We start from the raw sequence: 16,930 nt of genomic DNA, 5'->3' as shown, positions 1-16,930 counted from the left end.
AATATTATATACGTGGGCCCTTCGGATCTGATGACCGAAGGGCTTTTGATTGTCTACACATGTACGATATGAAAGAAGGATGGAGTTTGAGTAATATGGGCAGGGGGTTAAGTGTACTCTGTGCCCACCTTCATGTACAATAATAAGAAACATGTTGCTATCTAGGAGGTTTACAGAGCTATGCCCGTACGTCAAGAATCTGTGCAGATTGTATCTGCAATCCGTTCTAATCTGGAATCATGTATATTAGGTAAATCCTTTGAAATAAAATTACTGCTTACGGCTATGCTGGCGGGTGGACACATTCTGATCGAGGACGTTCCGGGTACGGGAAAAACGCAAATGATCAAGGCTCTTGCCAAATCCATGCGCGGTGAATACCGCCGTGTTCAATGTAATCCTGATATTCTCCCGAGTGATATTACAGGGGTATCCATATTTCATCCACGGGACGAGCGTTTTTATTTCCGTCCGGGTCCTGTGATGACTAACATTTTGCTGGCGGACGAAATTAACCGAGCCACGACAAAAACCCAATCGGCTCTGCTAGAAGTAATGGAGGAACGCAGTGTGACGGTGGATGGGGACACACATATGCTGCCTCATCCTTTTATGCTGTGTGCGACACAAAACCCGATTGATTTTGAAGGCACTTATATGCTGCCGGAAGCACAGCTAGATCGCTTTATGCTCAAAATCAGCTTGGGTTATCCTGACATGGAGACGGAGCGAAACATGCTGCTTCATCATCAGGCGGGCCAGCCGGCAGACCGTCTGGAGGCTGTAGCTCATATGGAGCAGATTGCTGATATCCAGCAGGAAATCAGAGGAATTTATATGGACGAAGCAGTGACGTCCTATTTACTTGATATCGTGCGTGCGACGAGAGAACATCCGTCCGTGCTGCTGGGAGCTAGCCCACGGGCGGCGCTTGCTTTTGTAATGGCGGCCAAGGCATACGCTTTTCTGGACAACCGTGACTATGTGCTACCTGATGATGTGAAGGCGCTGGCACCTTATGTGCTAACACATCGTTTGTTGCTGCGTCCCGAGGCGCGCCTGGATAGTTCCAACGCTCAGTCCGTGCTGCAGGCTGTCCTCCGACAGGTTCATGTTCCCGTACGAATGGAGCGTCCTTAGGGAATGAACATGGTCAAAAGGAAGCGCAGGCTTCCCCGGCTGTCAGGCCGCATCTGGCTTCTGATGGTCATATGGGTGGTGTGCCTGCTATATTTGTTGTTTCAGGGCGGCAAGACGTCGGTCATGCTGTTGTCTATGGTTACGCTGTTAATCGTTTATTTATGGATCGTTGGTCTGAGCGGGGTTCGCCGTGTCCAAGGCTCTCGGCAGCTTTCGCTAGGCTCGGAGTTCGGAGAACTGCTGCATGCGGGAGATCAGGTACATGTAAAACTGAGCCTGAGCATTCCCGGCTTTCTTCCGTTACCATATATCATTGTTCGTGAGGTCCTTAAGCGACATACAGGTGAATCCTGGTCGTTTGAGGACAGTGTCATCCCCAGTCTGAAAGGGGGAGGTCAGCTTACATTTCAGACTCCCGCTTTAGAGCGGGGAAGCTACCATTTTGAGGAAACCGAATGTGTGAGTGAGGACATCTTTGGTCTGTTGGAGCACCAAGGCAGATTGAACGCACGCGGTGAATTTCGGGTGCTGCCCCGAACGGTATTCATTCCGTATTGGCAGATCAATGACCGTCGGTCAAGGATGTCTGGGCCGCAGACCGTTCAAACTCGAACGCGGCGTGAAACGACACAAATTAATGGTGTACGGGACTACGTATACGGAGATCGGTTTTCACGTATCCACTGGAATGCGACGGCTCGTACAGGTAGTTGGAAATCCAAGGAATTTGAGCATGAGACGGTTCCCAAAACGATGCTTGTGCTGGACGTACACACGAAGCATTATGTAAACGCCGATCAGTTTGAGCTAGCTGTATCCTCTACCGCTTCACTGCTGGAGTATGGCGGACGAGAGCGGATGGGCGTCGGACTGTGCACAGCTGGAGAGAAAGGCACCGTTTTTCAGCCAAGTGAGCAGACGATGGAACGACAACGGATGATGCATCACTTGGTAGACGTACACACAACTTCACAAGGTAGCTTGAAGTCCGCTGTAGAAAGCAGTGTGCGCCAGTTTCCCCAAGGTTGTTATTTTATACTGATTAGTCCGCTGAAGGATCATCAGGCGCTGGAACTTCTTCGCTGGGCCGATACCCGGGGGATGACCCCGTGCCATGTCTATATTGGAGAAGGCTCTGCCGAGGGAAAAGATGAAGAATGGATGAGCATGCTTCGTGCAAGGGGAATCAAGGGCTACGATGTTGAGAGCCTTGAAGAGCTCCCGGCTGTAATGGGGGGAGGGACACTATGAAGAGCTGGCTACAATCGTTAAAGGGTTCATGGGCTCCCGCTTTTACATTTTTATGGATTATTATTATTGCCATGCAATGGGTGTCTTTTGCTTCCGAATTATGGCTGGAAGAGACAAGAGAACTAGTACTGACGACCATTACAATGCTGGCTCTGGTGAAGATTGTACTACCATTTCGTCCTTGGATTGAATTTATCGTTAAGGCGGCGACGCTGTTTTTTATTTTGTATCGGACATTAGTGTCTTACTCCATCATTATTCCCTTCGGTGGGGTAGCCAATCGCCTGGATCAATTTATATCCAATATGTCTCCTTATATCTGGTTTTCTCTCATCGCTTGGCTAGTTATTGAAATGGTACCGCTTATCGTTACGACGAAGCAGCGGATTCTAGTTCTTGTGGGCATCAATATTGCCGCGCTGGCGGTGCTTGATTCCTTCACGCCAACTGTGCTGTGGGAGGAGGTTGCCTGGATCGTCTTTGCTGGTATGGGGTGGCTAGTGACACAGCATTTGCAGTATTTTCGGCAGCATTATCCTCAAGGGTGGAAGCATATTCGGCGCTATCCGTATAAAATCGCAGCCAATATTGCGGTCATTTTTGCGCTCATTATTATGGCTGGTGTGAATATGCCCGAGGTACAGCCAGCCTTGACGGACCCCTATACGGCGTGGACCCAGCGCAATAGCTCAACCACCGCCGGGATCAGCAATGGAGCTGGGGCGCTGAATCAGCGGATGAACACCGCATCGGGTTATAGTCGCCAGGATAATCGGTTAGGTGGAGGTTTTAATTTTGATTATTCACCCGTCATGACCATCACGACCAATCAGCGAAGCTATTGGCGGGGGGAAACGAAACAAACGTATTCCGGTACAGGCTGGAGTGACGGGGGCAACGATGATCAAATACTAAATGATGTGCCAATGACCGCAGAACTTGAAAACACACAAGAAACGCGGCATTCGACTGAGCAAGTCGTGCAGACGATTACGATGCAAAATGATCAGAGCTATCCCGTTCTGTTTGGCGCCTATTCGGTGCATCGGGTTCAATCGGTGGATAGAGATTCACGAGCAAACGGTTTGCGTTGGAATCCGGAACAGGCAGAACTGCTGTGGGATCCATCCTCCCGAAGAACTGCTTATCCTAAAACGTATACCCTGGTATCGTATGTCCCTGTGATCCCGGAGAAAGAGCTGCGCACAAAAACTTTTAATGAGTTGTACGGAAAAAACAAACAGGAAGCCTATTTACAAATTCCAGATGAGTTGCCGCAGCGGGTTCGTGATTTGGCTCAGAACGTAACGTCAACGGCGAAAACGCCGTATGAAAAAGTCGGCTTGCTACAGCAGTATTTACAGCAAAATTATGCGTATACGAACAATCCGGATCTTTCACGGAAAAGAAGCAGAGATTTTGTGGATGCCTTTCTGTTTGAGATTCGGGAGGGCTATTGCGATTATTATTCCACCTCACTAGTCATGATGGCTCGCTCCGTCGGGGTTCCAGCCCGTTGGGTTAAAGGGTATGCACCTGGTCAGCAGACGTTTTCAGATGATGCAGCAACGGGCGAAGGTGACGAAAATATGTCCTCTTACTCCGTGACAAACGCGGATGCTCATTCCTGGGTGGAAGTATATTTAGGCGAATACGGCTGGGTTCCTGTAGAAGCTACGCCTGGCTTTGATATGCCGCTGCTTACGGAGCAGGAGGATTCAAAGACTCCAGAAGCTCCAGAAGTCAAAGATCAGCCTGAACCAGAACAGCCTGAGCAGACCTCGCAGACTAATCCAGAGGAAGGTTCAAAGATTCATCCTGTAATCATAGGTTCAGCTGCTGCAATTCTTCTGCTGTGGGCTGCTTATATCGTCTGGCGTAATCGGGCAGACATTCACTTTTACCTGCTGCGCTTGCGCAGAGGTAAGCCGCTGACCCCGGATGAAAAGGTGGTCGTCGAAACTGAGCACTGGTTACGGTACATGCGAAGGAAGGGATTTGTCCGCCCCAGTCACGAGACGCTGAGGGAATCAGTTGACAGATGGGCGCTAGAAGCACCGGAACGCGCTTCAATTTTACATCAGTTGCTTGGACGATTTGAACAAGCGCGTTATAGTCCTTCGTCAGTAACCGCGGAGGATTGGCGTAAGGTTCGCCAACAAGCTTCCCTGTTACACAAGGAGGGCTGGATGCAACGATGGGCTGGACGAAAAGCTGCGTCGGATCAGAAGGATAAAGGCTAGTCTATATTTTTACTAGGTTCGAATGCCGTCGATTTTGAATCTTTATCTATATGTTTAGTAAAAAGCTGTCCGTTTGTTGCGGATAGCTTTTTACTAAGCCATAGTAATATGGTATAGTTTGTCGTATGAAACTGAGGTGACCGACGTTGTTTGAAATGCTGATGCCCAAATTACGGGTGAATACCGTCTTTGATATTGATCTTGAAGGCTTGTATGCTCAAGGATATCGCGGCATTATTACGGATCTGGATAACACGCTGGTCGGCGCAAAAGCGCCGAATGCGACTCCCGAGCTGGTGGCCTGGTTTGAGAAGGTCAAACAGGCGGGTTTTAAGCTTGTCATCGTGTCTAATAACAATATGGACCGTGTATCCGTGTTTGCTACGCCTTTGGACATTGAATTTATACATGCCGCACGGAAGCCCTCCAACTCGTCCTTTCGTAGAGCCATCCGTATGATGGGGCTTACTTCGGAAGAGACTATTATGGTCGGGGACCAAATGTTGACGGACGTATTGGGAGGTAACCGACTGGGATTGTATACGGTGTTGGTGCTACCGATATCCATTCATGATGAAGGAGTCATGACCCGATTTAATCGGCGGTTGGAGCGAATCGCGCTCACAAGGTTACGTAAGAAAGGCTTATGGCTTGAGGAGGAAAAGAAGAATGACTGAAAGACCTGACGGCGGAACTGCCGTCAAATGTAGTGGTTGCGGTATCACCATGCAGACCACTAGCCCGGAGGTTCCGGGATATATTCCTGAAAAATTGCTTACTCGTGAACCTGTCATCTGTCAGCGCTGCTTCCGGATCAAAAACTATAATGAAACGTCTTCGGTGACAGTGGATCAAGATGAGTTCTTGAAGCTGCTCAGCCAAATTGGGGACAAGGATGCACTCGTCATCCACATAGTAGATATTTTTGACTTTGAAGGCAGCTTGATTTCCGGTCTACAACGTTTTGTAGGTTCGAATCCGGTTATACTGGCTGTGAACAAGACCGATTTGTTGCCTAAGGTAACGAACTGGAACAAGGTGCTTAATTGGGTACAAAAGCAAGCAAAGGAGCAAGGACTACGCACGGCAGATATTGTATTGTGCTCGGCTAAAAAAAATCAGGGCTTTGACCGTCTGCTGGATGTGGTATCTGAGCTCCGTGGTAATCGCGATGTATATGTGGTTGGTGCGACGAATGTGGGCAAATCCACGCTCATTAACCGCTTGATTCATGATTATAGCGATATGGAGCAGGAACTCACAACGTCCCGTTACCCGGGAACTACACTCGATATGGTGAATATTCCGCTTGACGACGGCAAGCACATTATTGATACTCCGGGTATTGTGTACCCTTGGCGATTCAGTGAGATCGTCTCCCGTCAGGATTTGAGCGCTATTATGCCGGACAAGCCGCTGAAGCCTGCTGCATATCAGCTTGATGCCGGACAAACATTGTTTTTCGGCGGTATGGCCCGATTTGATTTTGTTGACGGTCAGCACCAATCCTTTACCTGCTACATTAACGGTGGTCTTAAAATACATCGCACGAAGCTGGAACGGGCTGATCAGTTGTTCGCTGATCATGCCGGGGAATTATTATCTCCGCCAACACGCGATCAATTGGCAGAGATGCCGGAATGGACAAGACATGAGTTCCGTGTTCCACGCAAATCTCCATCGGACATCTATATTTCCGGTTTGGGATGGATCAGGGTGAATAGCGAGAACGGAGCTCTGGTAGCGGTTCATGCTCCTCGGGGAGTCCGTGTGCTTTTGCGGCCTGCGTTGATTTAACGATGCTGTAACCATGTTATAGGGCGGCAAGGAACATGCAATAGTTCCTGCCGCCATTCATGTATTTGTGCGGCCTAATATTTTGCAATATGGGGGAGAGCAACGATGAACAGCGGGGAGTCTGGAGCGACCGAACAAGGTCTTGTACTATTGGGCGTATTGGGTGATCCGATCAAGCACTCCAAATCGCCTCTTATGCATAAAATAGCTTTACAGGCAGCGGGGATTGAAGGAGATTTTGTACCTCTTCATGTCAAACCGAATCAACTGGAAGATGCCATGAAGGGGATTCGCGCTTTGCATTTCCGTGGAGTCAATGTGACGATTCCCCATAAAGTCGAGGTTATGAAATATCTGGATGAGATTGATGAAGGGGCTAGACTCATCGGTGCTGTCAATACGATAGTGAATGACAATGGATGGCTCAAGGGCTATAACACGGACGGAATTGGCTACGTGCGTTCCCTTAAAGAAGAGACTTCTGTTAAGTTGAAAGGCGCAAGAATTGCCGTTCTTGGAGCTGGAGGGGCTGCTCGTGGCGTGATTCATGCCCTGTTGGAGGAGCAGCCGGAGTCGGTCATTATTCTAAATCGAACACGTGACAAAGCTGAGCAGCTGGCATTGGAGTGGACGACGGAAGCGATCCCAGTAGCTGGCTATTCCAACGAGGATGCCAAGAGTGTGCTCACAACAGTGGATGTGTTAATTAATACAACCTCGGTGGGAATGTCTCCTTTATCGGATGAGCTTCCACTGGAAACGAGCCTGATTCCGGAAGGAATCATTGTGAGTGATTTGATCTATAACCCGCTGGAAACGAAACTTTTACGCGAAAGCCGTGAACAGCGCGGCTGCACTATACATGGAGGCTTGGGCATGTTCGTGTACCAGGGGGCTGTGGCTTTTGAGTATTTTACGGGGGTTGCCCCTGCAGTAGAGCAAATGAGAGCGGCTGTGCTGAGAAGCCTGTCGTAAGTCGGATTACATTAAAATTATGGAAATGCCGCATTGCATATGTGGCGACGAAGGGGTTAAATATACATGTTAACAGGTAAACAAAAAAGATATCTGCGCTCAATGGCACACCATTTGGACCCGGTTTTTCAAGTAGGCAAAAACGGTACGAATGAGCATCTTATGCGTCACATCAACGATGCGATTGAAAAGCGTGAGCTAATGAAAGTGCAAATTTTGAACAACTGTTTGGACGACAAGCATGAAATTGCGGAAGAACTGGCTGCGGAGACAGATTCCGAGCTTGTGCAGATCATCGGGAGTACCATTATTTTGTATAAAGAATCCCGTGATAACAAGCAAATTGAGTTGCCTAGAGGATAACACGCGGGGAGAAAACTATGAAAATCGGTATTATGGGTGGTACATTTGACCCGATTCATATTGGACATCTGCTGGCTGGAGAAGCGGCAAGAGATGCCTATGGGCTGGATCAAGTATGGTTTATGCCTTCTCATATTCCTCCGCATAAGCATCAGGCGGGGGCGAGCGGCACGGAGCGCCTGGAGATGACGAGTGAAGCGGTGGCGGGTCATCCTGCTTTTGAAGTGCTGGATATTGAAGTGCTTCGCGGGGGGGTATCCTATACCATTGACACGATCAAGGAGCTTCAGGAGCTGCATCCTGCTGTGGATTTTTATTTTATTATTGGCGCGGATATGGTGAACTACTTGCCTCATTGGCAGGGAATTGAGGAACTGGCGCAGCGGATTTGTTTTATTGGGGTTCGGCGCCCTGGGTTCCAGCTTGCGTTGGATGAGTTGCCACATTATTTGCAGGACAAGGTACTGCTGGCGGATATGCCAGTGGTGGACATTTCTTCGACGGATATTCGGGAACGTGCTGCGGAAGGGCGCACCATTCGTTATCTTGTGCCTGATCGTGTGCATGACTATATTACAAGGGGCGGTTTGTATGAAGTACAGCCGTGAGCAATTAATGGAAGCCGTATCTGGTCAGATGCCTGAAAAACGCTGGAAGCACACACTGGGCGTTATGCATACCTCAGTGGAGCTTGCAAAGCGCTATGGGGCAGACCCGGATAAGGCCGAACTGGCGGCTATTTTGCATGATGTAGCGAAATATTGGCCTGTTCAGCAGATGGAAGAGGTGATTCGCAGTCATCCCGAATGTGATCAGGAGCTTTTGGAGCATGACAAGCAGCTCTGGCATTCAGAGGTAGGATACTGCGTTGCCGCAAGAGATTACGGAGTGGATGATCCAGAAATAAGGAATGCGATCCGCTGGCATACGTCAGGACGCGTAGGTATGAGCCTGCTGGACAAAGTCGTGTGTCTCGCTGATTACATCGAACCGGGACGGGATTTTCCCGGGGTTGAACATATCCGTAAACAGGCAAAGAAAAGTTTGGAGCAGGGCCTTATCGCTGGATTTGACTCCACGATTTCATTGTTGCTGGAGAAGCAAAAGGTTATTTTTCCGCTGACGGTCTTGTCGCGTAATGACTTGATTCAACAACTAAAACAAAGAAAAACGGAGGTTCATGAATGACCCTAACTAATGAGCAATTAATGCAAACTGCGGTAGATGCCGCTAATGATAAAAAGGCAATGAATATTGTCGCACTGGATTTACGGGGAGTATCACTAGTAGCGGATTATTTTGTAATCTGCCACGGTAATTCGGATACACAGGTTCAGGCGATTGTGACAGAAATTCGCAAACGCGCTCATGATGAAGGTGTAATAATCAAGGGAATCGAAGGAATGGACTCCGCTCGTTGGGTTCTAATGGATTTGGGGGATGTCGTAGTGCATGTCTTCCATCGCGACGAGCGTGAATACTACAATATTGAACGACTCTGGTCGGATGCTAAGGTTGTGGAGAAGGTATGAGTTTGATCGCCGGTACTTATGTCACCATTATGGTGGATCGTGAGGTATCTCCTTTCGGCTATTTTCTCACCGTCGGTGAGCAGGATGTGCTGCTGCATTATACAGAGCTGACACGTGAAGTCGAGGTTGGTGAACGGTTGGAGGTATTCATTTTCCACGATACAGAGGACCGTTTGGCCGCAACCATGAAAAAACCTTTCTTGTCGCTGGGTGAAATGGCAAAGCTTGAGGTGGCCGATGTGCATCCGCGTTTGGGGTGTTTCCTGGAGATGGGATTGGGTCGTCAGCTTTTGCTGCCGATTCGTGAGCTGCCAGAAAACCGGGATTTGCATCCTCGGGTGGGTGACTACGTGTATGCCATTATGGAGCATGACAAGCAAGGCAGACTGCGAGCTAAGTTGGCAGGGGAGCAGGAGCTGGCTCCGTTGTGCTTCCACGCCCCTGATTCGTGGCTAAATACGTGGGTGCAGGCGACTGTGTACAAGCCGCTTCAGATGGGCACGTTCGTCCTGGTGGACGGAGGTGTGCTTGGTTTTGGCGCGATTGGGATGATTCATTCCTCGGAGCGTAACCGGATGCTTCGCTTGGGTGAAGAGGTCAAGGTACGGGTCACGCTTGTTCGCGAAGACGGTCGGGTCAATCTGGCGATGTCGCCACGCAAGGAAGTAGGCCGTGATGAGGATGCAGATCGGCTGATTGCTTTTCTGAAAGAGCGTCCGGGCGGCGGCATGCCTTATTCCGACGCAACGCCACCGGATATTATCAAGCAACGGTTCGGTATCAGTAAATCCGCCTTCAAGCGTGCAATGGGCAAGCTGATGAAGGAAGGACTGGTTACACAAAAGGAAAACTGGACCTACCTGGTGGAGAATATGCCTAAACCGAAGGACGGGAATGGGGAATAAAAAATGGCTTCTTACCGGAAGTTTGCCTATGTGTATGATGAGCTGATGCAGGACATGCCGTACCCGGACTGGTTGCGCTTTGCACGGCAGGCTTGGGATCAGTACGGTATGCCGCATACGGTGGCCGAGTTGGGCTGCGGAACGGGCTCGATTACGATTCCATTGGTCAACTCGGGCTTCGAGGTGGCTGGCATCGACTTATCCTCTGACATGCTGGCAGTTGCCCGTCGTAAAATGGAAACCACTCCACAGGGGCAACGATTGTTTCGTGAGGGAAGCGTCCGCTGGATACAGCAGGATATGCGTGAGTGGATTTTACCCGAGCCTGTGGATTCTGTAATTTCTTTTTGCGATTGTCTGAATTACTTGCTGGAGGAAGAAGATATAATTGCTACTTTTCGCAGAACGTATGCTGGTCTAAAGCCCGGCGGGACTTTCTTGTTCGATGTACATCATCCCCAGACGTTTTTGCGTTATGATGAAGAGCAGCCTTTCGTACTGGATGAACGCTCTATCTCGTATATCTGGACGTGTGCGCTGGACACCCCCCGTTGTGAAATTGAGCATCATCTCAGTATCTTTGCGAAAGCAGAACATGAAGGACGCGATCTGTATCAGCGTTTCGAGGAAATTCATGTACAGCGTGCCTATGACCCGGACTGGATGAAGTCAGAATTGTCCAAAGCGGGTTTTCGTGATGTGAAGGTATATGCGGATTTTGAATGGATAGAAGCAGAAAATGACGCAGCGAGACTGTTTTATGTTGCTGTAAAATAGCAAGGCTTCATTGAGCGAATATGCAAAAAAGAAAGACGCTTTTCATGATGACATGAAGGGCGTCTTTTTGCACTCAGGAGTGGCTGATGCTCGTATTTGAAAAAAGCCCCTGAGATTCCTCGAAGACTCAGCTTTTGCCTAATTAACTTTAGAGATTTATATGTTCACTTTATAGTTCAGCTGAAGTTCATCACCCGGTATACCCCGAATGCCCCAATTCTGTTTCGGCGTTTCAAATATAGTAATCTCAAGATCCTCTGGAGCAATGCCAAAATGATTCGTAATTCTTTGGAATAACAGCTGGATGAGCTGCTTCTTGGCTTCTGTAGTTCTGCCTTCAAAGATACTGATTTCAATAACGGTGTACGCCTCGGAGCGACCGTCGGCATATATAAAGTCTTCCTGACTCATAGGAAAAAAACGATGAAACCTCTTGTCTGGAGGATATTTGAACGCATCCACCACAGCGGAATGAATCACCTCTGAAAGTTGCTTTTTGATCGGATTTAGAGTTTCTTTTATTCCGTAAATTTTAATCTGTGCCATGTCTCAACTCACCTTTCTTATCTCAACTCATCTCAACTTGAATCAATTTAACTCGGAGTTAGTATAAAACATTCGTATTCATATGTCATGGGCAATTAGCATGAAGATGGTGTTTAGCACCAAATGTAGTCCTTATTTGACTTTTTTCGCGGTTTTCAATATAATAGTGCCATTATTAACGGTTAAACAATCGCTGATGAGGAATAGTAGCTTTGTCTGGACATGTAGAGAGCCGGCGGGTGGTGCAAGCCGGTTGACAGCGCAAAGTGAACTCGCCTCGGAGATATGCGTCCAACGCAGGAACGCCTTTACAGGTGTTTGTATCCTGTTATTAACCCGCATCGGATCACCTCCGTTATCAGGTGCAAAGGGAGTAGAACGCGAAGAACGCTTTCTGCTAACTAGGGTGGTACCACGGGAATATAACCTCTCGTCCCTAGCGCTGACACGCTACGGGATGCAGAGGTTTTTTTGTTGCATACCGTTTGAGGAGGAAAAAATAATGACAGACACACAGCCGAAGCACGGCTATCAACCGCAAAGTATTGAACCAAAATGGCAGAAATATTGGGATGAGAACAAGACGTTCCGTACCGGGGAAGAGCCGGGCAAACCGAAGTTTTATGCTTTGGATATGTTTCCGTACCCGTCTGGAGCCGGTCTGCATGTAGGCCACCCGGAGGGTTACACAGCTACGGATATTGTTTCACGATATAAAAGAATGCGCGGCTACAACGTACTGCATCCGATGGGTTGGGACGCCTTCGGTCTACCTGCCGAGCAGCATGCGCTGGATACAGGTGAGCACCCACGCGAAATTACGGTGAAAAACGTAAATAACTTCCGCCGTCAAATCAAATCGCTCGGCTTCTCATACGACTGGGATCGTGAAATCAGCACGACTGATCCTGATTATTACAAATGGACACAGTGGATCTTCATCCAGCTGTACAAGCGCGGCCTTGCTTATGTAGCTGAAGTACCCGTGAACTGGTGTCCAGCACTGGGAACGGTGCTGGCAAATGAAGAAGTTATTGACGGTAAGAGTGAGCGTGGCGGTCATCCAGTCGTCCGTAAACCAATGCGTCAATGGATGCTGAAAATTACGGAATACGCGGATCGTCTGCTAGATGACCTGGAGGAACTGGACTGGTCCGAGAGTATTAAGGATATGCAGCGGAACTGGATCGGTAAGTCTACCGGGGCAGAGGTTCGTTTTCCAATTGAAGGCTATGACGAGCAACTCACAGTATTTACAACTCGTCCGGATACACTGTTCGGCGCAAGCTATTGTGTGCTGGCTCCAGAGCAGGAATTGGTGGACATTATCACTACACCTGAGCAGAAGGATGCTGTACAACAGTACCGTGAACAAGCTGCTCGTAAAAGCGATCTGGAGCGTACGGATTTGGCCAAGGACAAAACAGGCGTATTCACAGGAGCTTATGCAGTGAACCCGGTGAACGGCGAAAAGCTGCCGATCTGGATTGCTGACTATGTACTGGCAGGCTACGGAACAGGCGCGATTATGGCTGTGCCTGCTCACGATACGCGTGACTGGGAATTTGCCAAGCAATTCGGATTGAATATCATTGAGGTTGTCCAAGGTGGAGACGTGGCTAATGAGCCATATACAGAGGATGGACCGCATGTCAATTCTGGTCCGCTGAATGGACTTACCAACGAGGAAGCGATTCCGAAGATGATTGAATGGCTGGAAGCCGAGGGTAAAGGACATGGCAAAGTCACCTACCGCCTGCGTGACTGGCTGTTCAGCCGTCAACGCTATTGGGGCGAGCCGATTCCGGTAATTCATCTGGAAGATGGAACGATCAAAACGGTTCCTGAGGACCAACTGCCGCTCGTATTGCCGGAGATGGACAATATCAAGCCTTCAGGTACAGGTGAATCCCCGCTGGCGAACGCGACAGATTGGGTGGAAACGATTGATCCTGAGACAGGTATGAAAGCACGCCGCGAGACGAATACGATGCCGCAATGGGCAGGAAGTTGCTGGTACTACCTGCGCTTTATTGATCCGAAAAATGACAAAGAGCTTGTATCCAAAGAGAAACAGCGCGAATGGATGCCTGTTGATTTGTATATTGGCGGAGCGGAACATGCGGTTCTTCACTTGCTGTATGCCCGTTTCTGGCACAAGGTACTGTATGATATCGGCGTAGTGGAAACGAAAGAGCCTTTCTATAAGCTGGTCAACCAGGGCATGATTTTGGGCAACAACAATGAAAAAATGAGTAAATCACGTGGTAATGTCATCAATCCTGACGATATTGTGAATACGTTTGGCGCCGATACGCTGCGTATTTATGAGATGTTTATGGGGCCACTGGAAGCGACCAAGCCATGGAATGAGAATGGGGTTGAGGGTGCACATCGTTTTCTGTCCCGCGTATGGCGCCTGTTTGTTTCAGAGGAGGGTAGCCTGAACGATAAAATTACAAATGACGGTGGCAGCGATGAGTTCAATCGTACTTGGCATAAAACGCTGAAAAAAGTAACCGAAGATCTGGATGCACTGCGCTTCAATACGGCGATCAGCCAGCTGATGATCTTCACCAACGATGCATACAAAGCAGACCGTCTGCCGCGTGCAGCAATGGAAAACTTCGTGCAAATGCTGTCGCCGCTTGCACCCCATCTGGCCGAGGAATTGTGGCAGCTGCTGGGGCACAACGATAGCATTACCTACGCGGCTTGGCCTGCTTATGATGAAGCATGGACGGTGGACGCCGAAGTGGAAATTGTGGTGCAGGTGAATGGTAAAATCGTGCAGCGTGCAACGATTGCGAAGGACCTTGATGCTAAAGCGATGGAGGCATTCGCTGTGTCGTTGGACAATGTTCAGCAGGCGCTGGCTGGCAAAACGATCCGCAAGGTAATTGCTGTTCCAGGTAAGCTGGTTAATATTGTTGCCGGTTAATCGGCTTTAAGCCGAAGGAGACATCTACCTTTTGCATGTCCTCTTCATACTTGTTGTGCGTGGCCCGTATCAGCTCGGGAAAGACACTATGCAGGCTGATGTCCAACAGTGCGAGAGCTTCGGCAGTTATACCTCCGGGAACCGCTACTCTTGCCTGTAACTCGGCTGGTGTCATTCCGCCTTCCGTGAGCAGCTTTCCAGTGCCGATGATCATTTCACCGGCCAGGGCGCATAGCTCCGTACGGTCTATACCCGTAGCTTGAACTGCGGCTTGAATCCACTGGTCCATAAAAAAGGCCAAGAAAGCAGGGCCGCAACTGGAAAAATCCGACGTGATCCGCGTATAAGACTCTTTAACCCGAATCGGCCTGCTGATGTGGGACATAAGCTCTTCCAGAAGGGAGCGGTCCTCCTCTGTAATCCGGCTTCCATGGATGCATAGTGAGGCTCCACTTCCGACCTGGTGGGTGATACTCGGAATAATTTTGGACACTTTGGCTTTCAGCGCATGCTCCAAAATACGTATCTGCACTGGACTTGTGATAGAAACGACGATTTGCTCTTCTGTAATGACGTTGCGTATTTCATCCGTTACGGCTTTTGATTCCAGCGGCTTTACGCAGATAAACAGGATATCGCTTTCTGCTGCCGTCTCACGGTTGTTTTGGGTTGCATGCAAACCTGGATAACGACGGGCTAGCTCGGCTACCTTGGAATACGTTCGGTTGCTTGCTAATATTTGCTGCGGCTTGAGTGCGTTGGAATTAATAAAAGATTCAATTAGCAGACTTCCCATGCTGCCAGTCCCGATAAATCCAACTTTCATTGTTCAACGTCCTCCTTTCATACTTTGCGGTATAGACGCTGTGCTGTCATTCTTCTTAGTGTATGCACCTGGTCTTGGCCGACATGACGAATTTAATGTCTGAGCATGTTAGATCGTGTTTGGGGTTGTACCACTTCTTTGTAAAAATGCTCACAGCGAGACCGTATGGAGGTTGTTTACACCCTCCGGTTTAACGGGAATTGGACAGACTTGCTCTGTTTGATGGAGACGGTGTTTTTAGTCGACTCAATTTCCCGAAATCCATGTGGAGTAGGGGACGATACGGAAATGAAACGCGTATGGACAGGAACAGCGATAACGCTTGCTGTGATCGGGAGTGGTCTTATTCTGTTTGCCGGAGGGCAGCGCTCTGAGCCGCAAGAAGAGTGGACTTTGCTTAACCATAAGGTGGAGCAGGTTTTGGCGATGGAGTCAGAGCCAAATGAGTCGCAGCGCAACAGTGACTCTGCCCAAGGAAAGCGTGCTGTAAAAGAGACTACAGACAAAGCTGAACGCAGTACGAATGCCGAAGCCGCTGACAATGTGAAGCGTGATACTGTGCAGAGTTCTACTGGTGTATCTGCTGCTGTGAGCGAACACTCCATTGCGGGAAATTCAAGTACCGTAAAGCAGTCAGGTGTTGTGGCTTCGAGCTCACACACAGGTATTGCCAGTTCGAATGGTGCAACGACGAGTAGGACAAATACGGTGAGTGATTCGGTTACTACACCCATTTCCGGCGAAAAAAAGGTAAACATCAACACGGCGACTGCTGCCGAGTTAATGGAACTGCCGGGGGTTGGGGCTAAAAAGGCCGAAGCAATTTTGAACTACCGTAATCAGCACGGACCGTTCAAACGTGTGAACGATTTGGATCAGGTAAAGGGAATCGGAGCTAAAATGTTGTCGAAAATGAAGCCGTATGTCAGCTTGTAACTTATATAAGATTACTGTGTGCAGGCCCTGAGAAGGGCTGTAGCGGATATGTTTTACGTTTTAACTTGTTTATACGGGAGAGATGGAAATGAGTGCAGATGTACGCAAGGACTGGGACACCTATTTCATGGATATCGCTTATATGGTATCCACCCGTTCGCGCTGCGCGCGGCGTCATGTTGGAGCCGTACTTGTACAAGGTAAAAAGCTTTTGGGGACGGCCTATAATGGTGCACCATCCGGGGTACCTGACTGTTCTGAGGCGGGCTGTATGATCTCAGAGGAATATGAGGTCGTTCACCGTGATGGGCGGGAGGAAATGGTTAAAAAGCAGCGTTGTATTCGCACTATTCATGCGGAGCAGAACCTGCTGCTGTTTACCGACCGAATTGATCGTGAAGGCTCCTCAGTATATGTCACCGACCAGCCGTGCTGGACGTGTGCCAATATGTTGGCGAATAGCGGTATTGTGGAAATTGTATATCACCGACCTTATCCAAAAGATGCCGACAAGGTTCGTGCTATGATGGAGGAAAAGGGAATCGCCTTTCGCATGCTGGAGACTTATCATCCACCGAAGGAAACGCTGATGGATGTTATGAATTAAAAAGTAAACGAGGAAGAACCTCTGACGAATGCTATTTTGTCAGGGGTTCTTTTTTGTTTTGCGTTTTGGACAGAAATCAATATTTACTATC

At 48.9% G+C, this 16,930-nt stretch carries 17 protein-coding genes and 1 other annotated feature; of the genes, 15 read left to right on the top strand and 2 right to left on the bottom strand.

What is annotated here, in order from left to right:
* Positions 1 to 180 precede the first annotated feature (180 nt).
* From AC6EJC_RS18480 to AC6EJC_RS18425, 12 genes are all read left to right on the top strand, one after another.
* Entirely contained in the window at positions 181 to 1,140 is a 960-nt protein-coding gene (locus tag AC6EJC_RS18480) for an AAA family ATPase (RefSeq protein ID WP_444955222.1), read from the top strand.
* A gap of 3 nt (positions 1,141 to 1,143) precedes the next feature.
* Complete coding sequence (locus tag AC6EJC_RS18475) at positions 1,144 to 2,391, top strand: DUF58 domain-containing protein (protein WP_444955221.1); 1,248 nt, start codon at positions 1,144 to 1,146, stop codon at positions 2,389 to 2,391.
* Complete coding sequence (locus tag AC6EJC_RS18470) at positions 2,388 to 4,634, top strand: transglutaminase TgpA family protein (RefSeq protein WP_444955220.1); 2,247 nt, start codon at positions 2,388 to 2,390, stop codon at positions 4,632 to 4,634. Before AC6EJC_RS18475 ends, AC6EJC_RS18470 begins: the two co-directional genes overlap by 4 nt.
* Positions 4,635 to 4,780: 146 nt before the next feature.
* On the top strand, positions 4,781 to 5,311 hold the full coding sequence (locus AC6EJC_RS18465) for a YqeG family HAD IIIA-type phosphatase (RefSeq protein ID WP_444955219.1): 531 nt from the start codon (positions 4,781 to 4,783) through the stop codon (positions 5,309 to 5,311).
* Positions 5,304 to 6,431, top strand: a complete 1,128-nt coding sequence (gene yqeH / locus AC6EJC_RS18460; RefSeq protein ID WP_444955218.1) for a ribosome biogenesis GTPase YqeH — start codon at positions 5,304 to 5,306, stop codon at positions 6,429 to 6,431. The genes AC6EJC_RS18465 and yqeH overlap by 8 nt, the downstream gene beginning before the upstream one ends.
* Before the next feature lie 105 nt (positions 6,432 to 6,536).
* Complete coding sequence (gene aroE, locus AC6EJC_RS18455) at positions 6,537 to 7,406, top strand: shikimate dehydrogenase (RefSeq protein ID WP_444955217.1); 870 nt, start codon at positions 6,537 to 6,539, stop codon at positions 7,404 to 7,406.
* Between the two features lie 66 nt (positions 7,407 to 7,472).
* Positions 7,473 to 7,769 (top strand): ribosome assembly RNA-binding protein YhbY, encoded by a 297-nt coding sequence (gene yhbY / locus AC6EJC_RS18450; RefSeq protein WP_444955216.1) that lies wholly within the window; start codon positions 7,473 to 7,475, stop codon positions 7,767 to 7,769.
* A gap of 17 nt (positions 7,770 to 7,786) precedes the next feature.
* Entirely contained in the window at positions 7,787 to 8,377 is a 591-nt protein-coding gene (gene nadD / locus AC6EJC_RS18445; RefSeq protein WP_444955215.1) for a nicotinate-nucleotide adenylyltransferase, read from the top strand.
* Positions 8,361 to 8,957, top strand: a complete 597-nt coding sequence (gene yqeK, locus AC6EJC_RS18440; RefSeq protein ID WP_444955214.1) for a bis(5'-nucleosyl)-tetraphosphatase (symmetrical) YqeK — start codon at positions 8,361 to 8,363, stop codon at positions 8,955 to 8,957. The genes nadD and yqeK overlap by 17 nt, the downstream gene beginning before the upstream one ends.
* Entirely contained in the window at positions 8,954 to 9,301 is a 348-nt protein-coding gene (rsfS, locus tag AC6EJC_RS18435) for a ribosome silencing factor (protein ID WP_444955213.1), read from the top strand. Before yqeK ends, rsfS begins: the two co-directional genes overlap by 4 nt.
* Complete coding sequence (locus tag AC6EJC_RS18430) at positions 9,298 to 10,206, top strand: CvfB family protein (RefSeq protein ID WP_444955212.1); 909 nt, start codon at positions 9,298 to 9,300, stop codon at positions 10,204 to 10,206. The genes rsfS and AC6EJC_RS18430 overlap by 4 nt, the downstream gene beginning before the upstream one ends.
* Positions 10,207 to 10,209: 3 nt before the next feature.
* Positions 10,210 to 10,983, top strand: coding sequence for a class I SAM-dependent DNA methyltransferase (locus AC6EJC_RS18425; RefSeq protein WP_444955211.1), 774 nt, complete (start codon positions 10,210 to 10,212; stop codon positions 10,981 to 10,983).
* 156 nt (positions 10,984 to 11,139) lie between these two features.
* On the opposite strand, the gene AC6EJC_RS18420 is transcribed toward AC6EJC_RS18425, so the two are convergent.
* Entirely contained in the window at positions 11,140 to 11,529 is a 390-nt protein-coding gene (locus AC6EJC_RS18420; RefSeq protein WP_444955210.1) for a tautomerase family protein, read from the bottom strand.
* Between the two features lie 184 nt (positions 11,530 to 11,713).
* Positions 11,714 to 11,970, top strand: a binding site (T-box leader).
* A gap of 61 nt (positions 11,971 to 12,031) precedes the next feature.
* Here AC6EJC_RS18420 and leuS point away from each other — a divergent pair.
* Positions 12,032 to 14,470 carry a leucine--tRNA ligase gene (gene leuS / locus AC6EJC_RS18415; RefSeq protein WP_444955209.1) on the top strand — a complete coding sequence of 813 codons (2,439 nt, stop codon included), beginning with the start codon at positions 12,032 to 12,034 and terminating at the stop codon, positions 14,468 to 14,470.
* Here the strand turns inward: leuS and comER are convergent.
* Complete coding sequence (gene comER, locus AC6EJC_RS18410; protein WP_444955208.1) at positions 14,451 to 15,296, bottom strand: late competence protein ComER; 846 nt, start codon at positions 15,294 to 15,296, stop codon at positions 14,451 to 14,453. The genes leuS and comER overlap by 20 nt on opposite strands.
* A 288-nt stretch (positions 15,297 to 15,584) precedes the next feature.
* Between comER and AC6EJC_RS18405 the strand changes: the two genes are divergently transcribed.
* Positions 15,585 to 16,232 carry a ComEA family DNA-binding protein gene (locus AC6EJC_RS18405; protein WP_444955207.1) on the top strand — a complete coding sequence of 216 codons (648 nt, stop codon included), beginning with the start codon at positions 15,585 to 15,587 and terminating at the stop codon, positions 16,230 to 16,232.
* 88 nt (positions 16,233 to 16,320) lie between these two features.
* Complete coding sequence (locus tag AC6EJC_RS18400) at positions 16,321 to 16,839, top strand: deoxycytidylate deaminase (RefSeq protein WP_444955206.1); 519 nt, start codon at positions 16,321 to 16,323, stop codon at positions 16,837 to 16,839.
* Positions 16,840 to 16,930: the final 91 nt, after the last annotated feature.

It is taken from the genome of Paenibacillus sp. TY11 (assembly GCF_059772165.1).
The sequence above is the reverse complement of the archived record's forward strand: the minus strand, read 5'-3'. Positions and strand labels throughout refer to the sequence as shown.

Bases quoted from the DNA above. Each gene is read 5' to 3' on its own strand.
- AC6EJC_RS18430 (WP_444955212.1), top strand. From the start codon at position 9,298: ATGAGTTTGATCGCCGGTACTTATGTCACCATTATGGTGGATCGTGAG.
- aroE (WP_444955217.1), top strand. From the start codon at position 6,537: ATGAACAGCGGGGAGTCTGGAGCGACCGAACAAGGTCTTGTACTATTG.
- AC6EJC_RS18405 (WP_444955207.1), top strand. From the start codon at position 15,585: ATGAAACGCGTATGGACAGGAACAGCGATAACGCTTGCTGTGATCGGG.
- yhbY (WP_444955216.1), top strand. From the start codon at position 7,473: ATGTTAACAGGTAAACAAAAAAGATATCTGCGCTCAATGGCACACCAT.
- comER (WP_444955208.1), bottom strand. From the start codon at position 15,296: ATGAAAGTTGGATTTATCGGGACTGGCAGCATGGGAAGTCTGCTAATT.
- leuS (WP_444955209.1), top strand. From the start codon at position 12,032: ATGACAGACACACAGCCGAAGCACGGCTATCAACCGCAAAGTATTGAA.
- AC6EJC_RS18480 (WP_444955222.1), top strand. From the start codon at position 181: ATGCCCGTACGTCAAGAATCTGTGCAGATTGTATCTGCAATCCGTTCT.
- yqeH (WP_444955218.1), top strand. From the start codon at position 5,304: ATGACTGAAAGACCTGACGGCGGAACTGCCGTCAAATGTAGTGGTTGC.
- AC6EJC_RS18470 (WP_444955220.1), top strand. From the start codon at position 2,388: ATGAAGAGCTGGCTACAATCGTTAAAGGGTTCATGGGCTCCCGCTTTT.
- AC6EJC_RS18420 (WP_444955210.1), bottom strand. From the start codon at position 11,529: ATGGCACAGATTAAAATTTACGGAATAAAAGAAACTCTAAATCCGATC.
- AC6EJC_RS18475 (WP_444955221.1), top strand. From the start codon at position 1,144: ATGAACATGGTCAAAAGGAAGCGCAGGCTTCCCCGGCTGTCAGGCCGC.
- nadD (WP_444955215.1), top strand. From the start codon at position 7,787: ATGAAAATCGGTATTATGGGTGGTACATTTGACCCGATTCATATTGGA.
- rsfS (WP_444955213.1), top strand. From the start codon at position 8,954: ATGACCCTAACTAATGAGCAATTAATGCAAACTGCGGTAGATGCCGCT.
- AC6EJC_RS18400 (WP_444955206.1), top strand. From the start codon at position 16,321: ATGAGTGCAGATGTACGCAAGGACTGGGACACCTATTTCATGGATATC.
- yqeK (WP_444955214.1), top strand. From the start codon at position 8,361: ATGAAGTACAGCCGTGAGCAATTAATGGAAGCCGTATCTGGTCAGATG.
- AC6EJC_RS18425 (WP_444955211.1), top strand. From the start codon at position 10,210: ATGGCTTCTTACCGGAAGTTTGCCTATGTGTATGATGAGCTGATGCAG.